The organism is Bordetella sp. 02P26C-1, from assembly GCF_009763255.1.
GTDB lineage: Bacteria > Pseudomonadota > Gammaproteobacteria > Burkholderiales > Burkholderiaceae_B > Bordetella_A.
This window is the reverse complement of sequence record NZ_WSJB01000025.1, coordinates 101,079-113,898: the sequence shown is the minus strand read 5'-3', so window position 1 is coordinate 113,898 and position 12,820 is coordinate 101,079. Positions and strand designations below refer to the sequence as shown.

Genomic DNA, 12,820 nt, shown 5'->3' with positions numbered 1-12,820 from the left:
ATCCAGGAAAAAAAGGTGAGACGACAGCGATCAGCGCTGGTCTTCAGGCTCGTCGGGCTCATCGGCCACCGGTCCAGGCCGGTTGGCGCGATCGATCAAAGCCGACATTTCGATGCCGCGGGCGATCTGCTCATCGTGGAAAAAGCGCAGTCGCGGCACAGTGTGGATGTGCAGCAGCTTATAAAGAAGGGAATGCAGCCAGCCGGCTTTTTCGTTGAGTATGGCCGCGGCGGTTTCGGGCTCGGCGCCCATTACCGTGAAATAGACTTTCGCGTGCGCATAATCAGCCGACAGCTCCACTCCGGACAGCGTAATCAACCCAGCGCGAGAAACATCGATCTCGCGCTGGATGAGGCCGGCCAGATCCTTTTGGATCTGTTCGGCCAGCCGCAGATTGCGGCCGGGGATGGATTTAGACTTATGACGACTCATGTAAGGCTTATGGATGGCGCGGGCGCTTTACAGCGTACGCGCGATCTCCTTGATTTCGAAGACCTCGAGCTGGTCGCCCACTTCGAGATCATTGCTGCCGCGCAGAGTCAGACCGCAATCGAAGCCAGATTTGACTTCCTTGACGTCGTCCTTGAAGCGGCGCAGAGAATCGAGGTGACCAGTCCAGGTAACGACGTTGTTGCGCAGCAGGCGTACCTGCGAGTCGCGACGAACGATACCGTCGAGCACCATACAACCGGCGACCGTGCCGATACGCGAAATCGTGTAGACCTCGCGAACCTCGACCAGACCGATGACTTCCTCTTTTTTCTCGGGAGCCAACATGCCCGACATGGCTGCCTTCACCTCATCCACCGCGTCGTAGATGATGTTGTAGTAGCGCAGATCGATGCCGTTGTTCTCGGCGAGCTTCTTGGCGCTTTGTTCAGCGCGAACGTTAAAGCCGATGACCACCGCGTTCGAGGCAATCGCCAGGTTGACGTCGCTTTCCGAGATACCACCCACGGCGGCGTGCACGACTTGCACACGAACTTCGTCGGTGGACAGCTTGGTGAGCGAAGCCACCAGGGCTTCTTGCGAACCTTGCACGTCGGTCTTGACGATAAGCGGCAGCGTTTGCGTGCCTTCGCCCAGATTGTCGAACATGGATTCGAGCTTAGCGGCCTGTTGGCGTGCCAGCTTGACGTCACGGAACTTGCCTTGACGGAACAGGGCGATTTCACGCGCCTTGCGCTCGTCAGCCAGTGCGATCAATTCGTCACCAGCAGCGGGAACCTCGGTCAGACCTTGGATTTCTACCGGAATAGAGGGGCCGGCTTCCTGGATCTGCTTGCCGTTCTCGTCCACCATGGCGCGAACACGGCCGAAGCTTGCACCCGCCAGCACGACGTCGCCGCGCTTGAGCGTGCCGCTTTGCACCAGGATGGTCGCCACCGGACCACGACCCTTGTCGAGGCGGGCTTCGATGACCAGACCCTTGGCCGGCGCGTCCACCGGAGCGGTGAGCTCCAGGATTTCGGCTTGCAGCAGGACGTTTTCCAGCAGATCGTCGATACCGGCGCCAGTCTTGGCCGAAACCGGCACGAACGGCACGTCGCCACCGTATTCTTCGGGCACGACTTCCTCGGCCACGAGCTCTTGCTTCACGCGCTCGGGGTTGGCTTCGTGTTTGTCGATCTTGTTCACCGCGACGACCAGCGGAACACCGGCGGCCTTGGCGTGGTGAATCGCCTCGCGCGTTTGCGGCATGACGCCGTCATCGGCCGCGACGACCAGAATCACGATGTCGGTTGCCTTCGCACCGCGAGCACGCATGGCGGTAAACGCCTCGTGACCCGGGGTGTCGAGGAAGGTGACCATGCCACGTTCGGTTTTCACGTGATACGCACCGATATGCTGCGTGATGCCGCCGGCTTCGCCGGAGGCAACCTTGGCGCGACGGATGTAGTCCAGGAGCGAGGTCTTGCCGTGGTCGACGTGACCCATGACCGTGACCACGGGAGCACGCGGCAGCGCCTCGGCTTCGGTGGCGGTGGAGGTTTCGTCCAGGAAGGCTTCCGGATCGTCGAGCTTGGCGGCAATCGCGACGTGGCCCAGTTCTTCGACCACGATCATAGCCGTTTCCTGATCCAGCACCTGGTTGATGGTGACCATCTGGCCAAGCTTCATCAAATGCTTGATGACTTCCGCGGCCTTGACAGACATCTTGTGCGCCAGATCGGCCACGCTGATGGTCTCGGGAACGTGCACTTCGCGAGCGATGAACTCTTGCTGCACGGGCTCCTGGCGACGGTGGTCCTGTTGCTGATTGCGACCGCCCTTGCCCTTACCGCCCTTGCCACCGGCGCGCCAGCCGTCACGACTAGGTGCGGCGCTCTTGGCGTCAGCCGGCTTCTTGCGGGAGGCATCGTCGCTCCAGGACGAGGAGACCTCGGCGGTCTTGATCGTCTTCTTGGAGCCGGCGCCTGCTGCCGGTTTCGCGTCTTTTTTCGCGGCCGGGGAAGCAGCGGTTTTGCCGCTAGGCTTGTGCAGCGTACCAGTCAGCGGTGCCGGGGCCTCGGGCTCGGGCGCACGCAACACCTTGCGCGGACGATTCAGCATCTCGCGCAGAGCGGCAGCCTCGGCTTCGGCGGCGCGGCGCGCGGCGTCGCGCGAGGCGCTGTCGCCAGCGGATTGCGCCAGTGGCGGCGGTGCAGCGCGGCGATCGGCGCGCGTCATACGCGGCGCAGCGGCAGCGTTGGATTTCTGGGGAGCATTCGGCTGAGTCGACTTGGTGGACTCAGCGGGGGTTTTGGCAACGGTATCGATTTCAGCTTGCACAGCAGGTTCCGACGGGGCCGGTGTGGCCTCGCGCTCGGCAGCGGCTTGCCCGGTGGCAGATTCGGCCGAAGCGGCCGGGGTGTCTGCCGGCGCGGGAGCCGGTTCGGGTTGGGACTCAGGCTCGGCCTGGGCCACGGGGGGGGTCGTTTCGGATGCGGCGTCCGTCTTGGACTCAGCCGCCGCAGACCCTTCGGATTGCGATTCAACTGCAGGGGCTTCAGCGGCCGCAGCGGGTTCTTCCGCGGCGACAACCGGAGCTTCGACGGGAGCCGCATCCTGCACGGCCGGAGTCTCTTCAGGCTGCGCCTGGGAAACTTCCGCCGCCTCGGGGGATGCAGCCTGCTCGGCGCTGGCCGATTGGCTTTCCACCGGCGTCTGCGCGGCAGGCGTCGCTTGCGACGTTTCGACCGCGGGTTGCGCGGCTTGGGCAACGGGCGCCTCGGCAACCGGGGTAGCCGCAACTTCAGGCGCCGCGACTTGAGGCGCGTCGACCGATTGTGCTGCAGCCTGCTCCATGGCGAGTTCGGACGGATCCCGCTTGACGAACACGCGCTTCTTGCGAACTTCGACCTGGATGGTACGAGAACGGCCGGTGGCATCTGCCTGGCGGATCTCGGAAGTCTGGCGACGCGTCAAGGTGATCTTCTTGCCCTCAGTCGCGCCATGAGCGCGGCGCAGAGAGTCGAGCAGCTTCGCCTTGTCGCTGTCGGTGACCGCATCGTCGACCGAGTTGAGGCTAACACCGGCCGAACGCAGCTGCTCGAGCAGCACGTTGGCTGGCATTTTCAGCTCGGTGGCGAACTGGGCGACAGTATTACTCGACATTAGGCTATCTTCCCTCTATATGCAGCAGTTACAACAACGATGTGTTTTTCTCGTATCAACAGGTCGGACGTCAGAAAATTATTCCTCTTCGAACCAATGGGCGCGAGCCCGCATGATCAGGTCGCTGGCCTGTTGTTCATCGATGCCGGCGATCTCGGCAAGCTCGTCAGTGGCGAGCTCGGCCAGATCGTCACGCGTCAACACCTGGCGTTCGGCCAGCTTGGCCGCCAGTTCGGGTGTGACACCCTCGAGTTCGAGCAAATCTTGTGCCGTTTCCAAGCGCTCTTCCTGGGCAATTGCCTCGGTGAGCAGCGCGTTGCGGGCACGGGCGCGCAACTCGTTGATGGTGTCTTCGTCGAACGCTTCGATCTCGAGCAACTCGGGCAGCGGCACGTAGGCGATTTCCTCGATGCCAGTAAAGCCCTCGTCGATCAGGATGTCGGCGACTTCTTCGTCCACGTCCAGCTTGTCCATGAACGTCGCGCGCAGACCGGCACGCTCGGTTTCCTGACGGCTGAGGCTTTCCTCAGGCGTCATGATGTTGATCTGCCAACCGGTCAGCTCGGACGCCAGACGCACGTTCTGGCCCTTGGCGCCGATGGCCTTGGGCAGGTTCTCTTCGTCGACGACCACGTCCATGGCGTGCTTGTCCTCGTCGACCACGATGGATTCGACGTTGGCAGGCGCCAGGGCACCGATCACAAACTGTGCGGGGTCTTCTGACCATAGCACAATGTCGACTTGCTCGCCGCCCAGCTCGTTGCGCACGGCGGTCACGCGCGAGCCGCGCATACCGACACACGTACCGATCGGGTCGATACGCTTATCGTAGGCCACAACGGCGATCTTGGCGCGTACGCCGGGATCGCGGGCAGCCGCCTTGATTTCGAGCAGACCCTGCTCGATTTCGGGGACTTCATTTTCGAACAGCTGACGGATGAAATCCGGCGAGGTGCGCGACAGAATGACCTGCTGGCCCCGGGCGGCGTGATCGATCTTCAGCACGAAAGCGCGCAGACGGTCGCCCACCCGGAAGTTTTCCTTGGGGATCATTTCGGAACGGGGCAGACGGGCTTCGATCTTGCCCGTTTCGACGATGATGTCGCCCTTATCCATACGCTTGATCGTGCCGGAGATGATGGTCTCGCCACGCTCAAGGAAGTCGTTAAGCACTTGTTCGCGCTCGGCGTCACGGATCTTTTGCAGAATCGCCTGCTTGGCGGCCTGTGCGCCGATACGACCGAATTCGATAGGCTCGAGGGCTTCTTCGATGTACTCGCCGACTTCGATATTGGGCACGAGCTCGCGTGCATCCGAAAGCATTTCCTGCTTGTCGGGCTCTTGCAAGCCGGCTTCGTCGGGCACAACCAACCAACGACGGAAGCCCTCGTGGCTACCCGTTTCACGATCGATGGAGACGCGAATGTCGGCGTCTTCCTTGAAACGCTTTTTCATGGCCGAAGCCAGCGCGCTTTCGAGCGCTCCGAATACGACTTCGCGCGTGACGTTTTTCTCACGCGCCAAGGCATCGACCAACAGAAGAATTTCGCGACTCATCGCTTTTTGCCCTTGAAATCCAGAACGGGATCCAGCTTCGCACGCTCGATATCACCGAGCGTGAAATTCAAGACCTGAATATCGTTCTTTTTTGCTTCAAATTCGAGACCAAATACCGCCTGCTGTGCAGGCGCAGTCGCATCGCCCTCGCCGCCCTGCTCCGTCTCGGACAGAGTCAGCACGCCGGAAAATACTTTACGACCATCCAGCGCCTCGCGCAGCTTGATCTCGACACGTTCACCGACAAAGCGGCGGAACTCGGCCTCGGTGCGCAAAGGGCGATCGACGCCCGGCGAGCCGACTTCGAGTCGCTTGTAGTCGATGTTTTCGACCTCAAAGACGCGCGAGAGCTGCCGCGAGACCTGCTCGCAGTCTTCGATGCGCACGCCGTCAGGCCTGTCGATAGTGATGCGCAAGAGGCCCAGCGCAGCACGTTCGACGTCGACTAATTCGACGTCCATGCCGGCCAAAGCCTGTTGGGTCAATGCGTAAATATCTGCCATACACTCAAAAAAAATGGGCTGTAAACCCAGCCCACCGTATTGCCTGGCCCCCGGTTCAACTGCGCGAAACGCATTTCGCACCCGCCACCGGACCCAAGCCCAAAAGAAGCACACCCGGGTATAAACCCAAGCGACAGCGTACGCTGTGGCACACGGCAGGACACATCTTGCGATGCATGCGCGCCGTGAAAACCAACAATTTTACCAGATAACCGCGAAAATTTCCTGCTATGTCGCGGGTTTACGTCAAGAGCGCACTGACGACACTCTTGACATCTGGCAGAAACGCTTAGCGGTCGCCGCGCCCGCGGTTGCCGCCGAGAAAGCCCAGACGCGATTCGTGTGCGGACGCGCTCTTGGGCTGCCAGTCATCGCCGCGGCCACCCCGAGCACCCCGGTTTTTGTTGCCACCGTTGCCGCTCTGCGGCTTGCCACCATTGCGCGGCTGGCCGGAACGTGGGCCGGCTGAGTTTTTGCCGTTGGGGCGATTGGGGCCTTGACGCTGCGCGCCGCCCGCCTGCTCGCCACCAGGGCCTTTATTGCGACGCGGCGGCTTGCCGGGACGGGAAAAACCGTCTTCGCCGGACATTACAGCTGCGGGTGCCGCATAGCCGGTCGGCGCGCCGCCACCGAACTGCGCCGGCCCCTTGCCGCCACGACGACCGCCGCCGGGCTTGCCACCGTGTTTACCGGCAGGTTTGCCATTCGGCCTGCCGCCGCGCCCACCGTCTTTACCCAACGGATGACCGTTGGCATATCCGCCAGTGATCATCAGGCCGGTCCCAAACGGATCCGACGGCGACGAGGCGACCACGCCTGCGCTGCCGGGACGGCCACCCTGCAGTTTGCCACGGCGGCCGATACGAGCGCCATTCATGCCGTTACGCTCGAGTGTGCCGAAGCCTGGAGGCAGCGCGCTGTCGTGCGAACGCGGCTGACGGGGACGGCGTCCCCCTTCGGCGTCATCATCGTCACGCAGCAAGCCCAACTGCACCATGAGCGCCGTGACCAGATTGGGCTCCAGCTCCTCCCAGCGACCGCGGCGCAGATTGCGCGGCAGCACCATATCGCCGAAACGGGTACGGATCAGGCGGCTGACCGTCACGCCGACAGACTCAAACATGCGCCGAACTTCGCGGTTGCGCCCTTCTTGCAAGGTGACGCGATACCAGCGGTTGCTACCATCGCCACCCAGATAATCCAGCGAGCCAAAAGCCGCCATACCGTCGTCAAGCTGAATACCTTCAACCAAGGACTTGCGGGTGGCATCATCCATCTCACCCAGTACGCGCACGGCGTATTCGCGCTCGGTGCCATAGCGCGGGTGCATGATGCGGTTGGCCATGTCGCCCGAAGTGGTGAAGATCAGCAGACCTTCGGTATTGAGGTCCAGACGGCCGACCGACAACCATTTACCCGTCCGCAGCTTGGGCAAGCGCGCGAAGACGCTGGCACGTCCACCGGGGTCGTCGTGGCTGACGATTTCACCGGCCGGCTTGTGATACAGGATCACTCGCGGCGGCTTGCGGGTGTTGGGGCGGGCGATGGGCTTGCCGTTGACGCGCACCAAGTCCGTGGGCGAAACACGTTGACCGATATGCGCCGGTTCGCCATTGACGGACACGCGACCCGCAGTGATCAGCTCTTCCATTTCGCGGCGCGAGCCGATGCCTGCATCTGCCAACACCTTGTGCAGCTTCGGCATGGCAATGTCGCTTTGCAGGTATTTACCCAGGCGCTGCTCGATACGTTCGGCGTGCTCCAGGTAGGACAATGCCTGCTCGGCGTCACGCTCGCCCCCGCGTCCGTCGCCTTCGGCGCCAGGAACACCGGGCATCCCGTCGGCTGCGTCGCCACGGCGGCGGCGGAACGGCGTGCGCAACTTGCGACCACGGCCGCCTCGCGCGCCATTGGCATCCCCCTCCGCCGATTGGCCTGCGAGGCCCTGACCGTCCATACCGGAGGCGCCAAATTGCCCGGATGCCTCCGCTTGATCGAATGCCGGATTCTGACTGGCGGATGCGTCTTGAGGCGCGATATCCGAAGACACGTCGGCGGCACGGCCACGGCGGCGCGGCTGGCGTTCGCCGCGAGCCGACTCTGCGCGAGCGGGCGATCGCTGGCGCTCCTGACGGGCCCTGCCGGACGCGGGAGCTTGCTCGGCGGACTGGTCCGCATACGTCGCTTGGGGTTCCGAGATAGACGCCGGGTCTTGCGCCCCTGCTGACGGCGCGGCAGGTTCAGCCGACACACCCGATGCGCTGGAAGCGGCAGCCGGAGCTTGAACCTGTGCGACTGCAGCCGCTTGAACACCACCCGATTCCGCGCCACTCGCGTCGGAAGCAACCACCGCAGCGGCGGCCTTACGCGTACGAGTACGCTTGGGCGCCGGCTCAGTCACGGGCGTTTCGACACCATCTGAGACGGCCGGGCCGCTCTCGGCGTCGCCGGCGACATCCGCTTGCTTCTTCGCCGCGGACTTGGCACCAGCTTTCGCCGTGGCGGATTTGGTGGCGACCTTAGAGGTCGCACGCTTGGTGGCAGGCTTGGCAGAGGCCGGCTCAGCCGCGGCGACAGCCGGGGCGTCGCTCGCCACGACCACGCTCGACACGTCGCCGGTTTCTGCATCCGCGACCTTCTTCGCCGCTCGCTTTGTCGCTGACGACCGCGTGGAAGCCGCCTTCGTGGCGGGCGATTTCACCGCAGCCGTCTTCGCCGCGGTTTTGCTAGCCGCCGACTTCGTTGCGCGGGCTTTCGTTGCAGCGGCGGGCGCCTCGACAGTCGCGTCGTGAGCGAGGGATTCGTCTTGCATGGTTGTAGGCGTAGTATCGGTTGGCACAGACAGCTCCAGAATTCTTTATGCTTTGGCCGATCCGCTCTCGACGGACAGGTCCTTATTTTCGGTGAGTGGCGAACCCTCGGATTCCACGCTTTCTACGGCGGTATCGCGCTCTAGGGGTTCGGCTTCGGTATGGGTTTCGATATCGGCGAACGGTGTGGCGTTCGTCGCTAAGCTTGTGTTCTCGGCGGCCTCGACAGCCTCGGTAGCGGCAGGCTCGAGCGTGACTTCGGTGCCGCCCAGATCCAGGCCCTGCAACGCGGTGGCGGCCTGGGCACTATCCAACGGCGGGAGTTCGCCGAGGGAACGTAGACCCAGGTCATCCAAAAATTGGCGCGTTGTCGCGAATAAGGCGGGCCGCCCTGGGGCATCCCGATGTCCAATGACCTCGATCCAGCCGCGATCTTCCAATGTTTTGACAATCTGGGATGACACGGTGACGCCGCGTATATCTTCGATGTCGCCACGCGTCACGGGCTGTCGCCACGCCACGATGGCCAGTGTTTCCATCACCGCGCGTGAATATTTCGGCGGCCGTTCCGGGTTCAAACGCTCGAGATACCGCTGCATTCTCGCACGACTCTGAAACCGCCAGCCACTGGCCAGCTGAACGAGCTCCAACCCGCGATCGGCCCATTGTTCCTGCAAACCTTGCAATAACGCGTTTAACCGTTCGTTATTGAACTCGGGATCCTCACCGAAGAGCTTGCGCATCTCGGCCAACGGCATAGGCTGGCTCGCGCATAAGAGCGCGGTCTCCAGCACACATGTTGCCTCGTTATTGTCCATTGAGCTTCAGTACACCAAGATAAAAGGGCGAATTTGCGTCGCACCAAGAAAACGGCTATGATTTCGTTCTCTCAGACGCGGGGTGGAGCAGTCTGGCAGCTCGTCGGGCTCATAACCCGAAGGTCGTAGGTTCAAATCCTGCCCCCGCAACCAAATTTCTTAAAGGCCTGGCTTACCGCCGGGCCTTTTTGTTTTTTGGCATAGCCAGTAAATCCACGCACCAACGACACCAGGCGCGCACGCACAGTCGCCACGAAGGGCGCTTGCCGCGACGGCAACCGAAGAGATGTAGCGCTGACTAGCGTAGTGTTCACAACCTTCCTGTGGGCGTAGATAGCATCGCACCGCCCCGCGCCGACAAGGCCTCTGGGCTTCGCGCATTGCCACGCAACCGGTGCGCGGCACCGCGCTCGCGGCACATACGTAAAAAATGAACCTGAATCGTCTGGCCCCACAGCACGGGGCGGCTCAACCGCTACCCGGCGGGCACATCTACCAGGGGGACACCTGAGACTTGAACAGGCCAAGCCGTGACGTCTTCTTGTAGCGGACCTTGAACCGACGATCTTTAGATGTATGGGACGACAATCCGTCCGCATGACCGGCCGGCATCGCGGCCTGCCAACGTATCAGCACCAGCACGATCAGCACTGGGGTCCGTGGCAACGCCACCCACGGTTTTTAAGCCCGTTGCGAATCCCGCTCACGGCTGGCCTGAATTCTGGACACCGCGCATCGGTAGGATGGCCGGTGATTCATCGGCGGCTAAAAGAAGCCTGCCGAGCCAAAAACGACGTTGGTCTACATGAGGACAGTTCGGGTAATTATACTCACAATGCCCGCAGGGACAAACGATGATGCGCTTTTGTTGCGCCGAACTCATGCAGGCTGATTTAGTGCCTGCCTCAACGCGACCGAAATGGCGGCTGCGTCCCGGGTGCGCGCAATCGCGACCAACCAACAACGACGGTCGCCTGTCGGCCAATCGGTCAACGCCTCAAGCGGGTAGAGATCACGATGCACGCCGTGCACGGCATAGGGCAAATCCTCGCTGGCGAAGCGAATAATGCCTTTGATCCGCAGCAGGGATTCATGATGGGCTTCTTGCAGACAGGCCATGCCCGAGATGAAAGCCGACCGCGTAAGCGCTTGATTGAGTTCCAGCGTTACCTGTTGAACATCCGCGTGTCGAGGGCCCACGGCCGAGAGCGAACCGCTCAACCAGCGTTGCAGGGAGTCCCTGTCGGAGGTCCCGCGCAGTACAGGCTCCAGCAGTTCCCGAGCCAAGGGCGCATCTGGGCGCAGCACCGACAGTGCCGCGCCTGAATTGACGGATTTCACGGATTGCACCGCCGCGTTTAGATCGGAAGCAGACACCAGATCCGCTTTGGCGCACGCGATCACATCGGCTGCCGCAATCTGCTGCACCACCTCTGGCTGCGCCACCAACTGATGCACCACATGCTTCGCGTCCGCCACGACGATGGTGCCGCGATGGACATAGCGTTCGGCGATAAACGCGTCATGACGCAACGTAAACATAATCGGCGCGGGGGTAGCCAATCCCGTGGTTTCAATCACCACCCGGCGAAAGCGGGGGATCTGCTTACGCAAAGCCAGCATAAAGAGATCGCGCAACGTATTGACGAGGTCGCCGCTGACGCTGCAACAGATGCACCCCCCTTCCACCAACGCGATGCGGCCGTCCGCATGACGCAATAAATGATGATCCACGCCGATTTCGCCCAATTCATTGACGATCACGGCGGCATCGGTAAAGGCTGGCTCGCGCACCAGTTGATTCAGCAACGTTGTTTTGCCGCTGCCGAGAAAGCCGGTAAGCACCGTGACAGGAATGCGATGGTCGCGATTTGCGGGACCAGATCGAGATGGGCTGGCCGGCTTAGACGACACGGCGGTCGCAGACAAGGATTTCATCGGCCTATTATGAAGCCAAAACATGAGGGCAAAGTCGTCCACTACCCACCTGCCGTCGCGGCCCTGACGCGACACAAGGGTGTACAAACCGAGCCGGCCCGGCCTACAATGCCTGCCCATGAACATCCGCCAGGTCTCTTTGCGCACCATTTCCCGTGCGACCCACTTTGGGTGGGCGACTTGGCGTGTCCGTCGGCCGCGCGCCACTTGCGCCGGTCCAGCCGCGGCCTTCGCCGCACTTGGCTAGCCCGGCGACCCTCCCTCCCCTTTTTTGCGCACATCCTCGGTCGTCGGGCTTCTCCCGCGCGATTCGGTGCCTGCTCGGCGGCTGATTACAGCAGCCTTCGACCTTCCCCACGCTACTGACTTGCCCTTTCGGTTACAGGCCGGCGCACGAGCACACCAAATGGTCCGCCTTTTTTCTAAAGGGCCGGCCGACTAGGACTCGCATGGACATCACCAAGGATTTCATTAAGCTCAAACAGCCCTGCGCCGACGGCTATCGCTGGTATCTGCGGCACGCGCCGCCACATGGCACCTATCAACAAATCTTGGACGCACTGGTGGCCGACGGGCGCGGCAAGGACGCTTGCTGGCTGCTCGATCAGTTCGGCCCCACCGACGCCGTGTTGCGGCTCGACCATCTGGACGCGCACGATTTTGTCTTTGCCGGAGCCATCGAGGTGCGTGGCACGATCGAGGTGACCGGCAACCTGCGCGTGGGCCGCGGCATTCGTGCTGGAGGCGGCATCCGGGTGGAAGGCAGCTTGCAAGCGGGCGATGATGTGCATTGCGCTGGGGCGCTCACCTGCGGCGAGTCGTTAAATGTGACGGGCCGCGTGCACGCCGCATGGAACGTGCTGGTACAAGGCGATATCGATTGCGAAGAGCTCCGCGCAGGTTGGGATCTCGCATCGTCCGGCGCGGTAAGGCTACACGGCGGCGCTCAAGTCGGCCAGTCCATTAATGTGCAGTCGCTGCACAGCGAAAAAGGCATTCGGGCAGGCACCGACATCACCAGCCAGGGCGATATCCTCACGCGTCAGGGCATTGAGTGCAATGGCATCCTGGATTGCGGCGGGCACCTGTTCGCGGGCTGGGGCATCAAGGCAATGGAAGGAATGACCGCCGCGGGCGCTATCAGCGCTGGCGAAAGCCTGTACAGCGAAGCCGAGATTCGCGCGGGAGAGGGATATGGTGTTTATGCCGGCCTGAACGTGCCGGAACACGCGTGGGAGAGCAGCGCATGCGTGCAAGCCAGCCAGCGCCCCCAGGGTTTGCGCAGCGGACATTGGCTGAATGTCGCACATGCTCACGACGAGGGATGACGCCGTGAGAATCGATGTAGACCATATTGACGAACGGCTCGACGCCGAGCTTGATGCGCTATACCCCGCTTGCCTGCGTGACGCGGCAGTGGACGGAACGATCTTTCTGCCGAAGCTGGGCAATATCCCACTGCCCCGCTACCGACGCACAGCGAATAAAGAAACCTTTATCTATATAGAGGACCCCGAACGTCGATGGCTGGCGGGAACCACAAGTTTTAATCGCGTGGTCGGTTTAGATCGCCGGCTGGATCAACACGTGCGTTTGC

General features: G+C 62.2%; 7 protein-coding genes, 1 tRNA gene and 1 pseudogene. 2 read left to right on the top strand and 7 right to left on the bottom strand.

From position 1 onward, the window contains the following. Positions 1–30 precede the first annotated feature (30 nt). From rbfA to scpB, 6 genes and pseudogenes are all read right to left on the bottom strand, one after another. Positions 31–432, bottom strand: coding sequence for a 30S ribosome-binding factor RbfA (gene rbfA / locus GOQ28_RS15455; protein WP_160351848.1), 402 nt, complete (start codon positions 430–432; stop codon positions 31–33). Between the two features lie 27 nt (positions 433–459). Further along, positions 460–3,597: a translation initiation factor IF-2 gene (gene infB / locus GOQ28_RS15450; protein ID WP_160357102.1), complete on the bottom strand. Its 3,138-nt coding sequence runs from the start codon at positions 3,595–3,597 to the stop codon at positions 460–462. A gap of 78 nt (positions 3,598–3,675) precedes the next feature. After that, a complete protein-coding gene (nusA, locus tag GOQ28_RS15445) occupies positions 3,676–5,154 on the bottom strand; it encodes a transcription termination factor NusA (protein ID WP_160357101.1) in 1,479 nt (492 codons plus the stop codon). Next, a complete protein-coding gene (gene rimP, locus GOQ28_RS15440) occupies positions 5,151–5,657 on the bottom strand; it encodes a ribosome maturation factor RimP (RefSeq protein ID WP_160351851.1) in 507 nt (168 codons plus the stop codon). Before rimP ends, nusA begins: the two co-directional genes overlap by 4 nt. Before the next feature lie 289 nt (positions 5,658–5,946). Beyond that, entirely contained in the window at positions 5,947–7,695 is a 1,749-nt protein-coding gene (gene rluB, locus GOQ28_RS15435) for a 23S rRNA pseudouridine(2605) synthase RluB (RefSeq protein WP_442862109.1), read from the bottom strand. A 1,016-nt stretch (positions 7,696–8,711) separates the two neighbouring features. Continuing rightward, positions 8,712–9,285, bottom strand: a pseudogene (gene scpB / locus GOQ28_RS15430) (SMC-Scp complex subunit ScpB); the annotation flags it as partial. A 76-nt stretch (positions 9,286–9,361) separates the two neighbouring features. Between scpB and GOQ28_RS15425 the strand changes: the two are divergent. Then, positions 9,362–9,438: transfer RNA gene (locus GOQ28_RS15425), tRNA-Met, on the top strand. Between the two features lie 726 nt (positions 9,439–10,164). Here the strand turns inward: GOQ28_RS15425 and GOQ28_RS15420 are convergent. Beyond that, a complete protein-coding gene (locus GOQ28_RS15420) occupies positions 10,165–11,223 on the bottom strand; it encodes a CobW family GTP-binding protein (RefSeq protein WP_160357100.1) in 1,059 nt (352 codons plus the stop codon). Between the two features lie 449 nt (positions 11,224–11,672). On the opposite strand from GOQ28_RS15420, the gene GOQ28_RS15415 reads away from it, so the two are divergent. Next, a complete protein-coding gene (locus GOQ28_RS15415; protein WP_160357099.1) occupies positions 11,673–12,551 on the top strand; it encodes a hypothetical protein in 879 nt (292 codons plus the stop codon). Positions 12,552–12,820 lie beyond the last annotated feature (269 nt).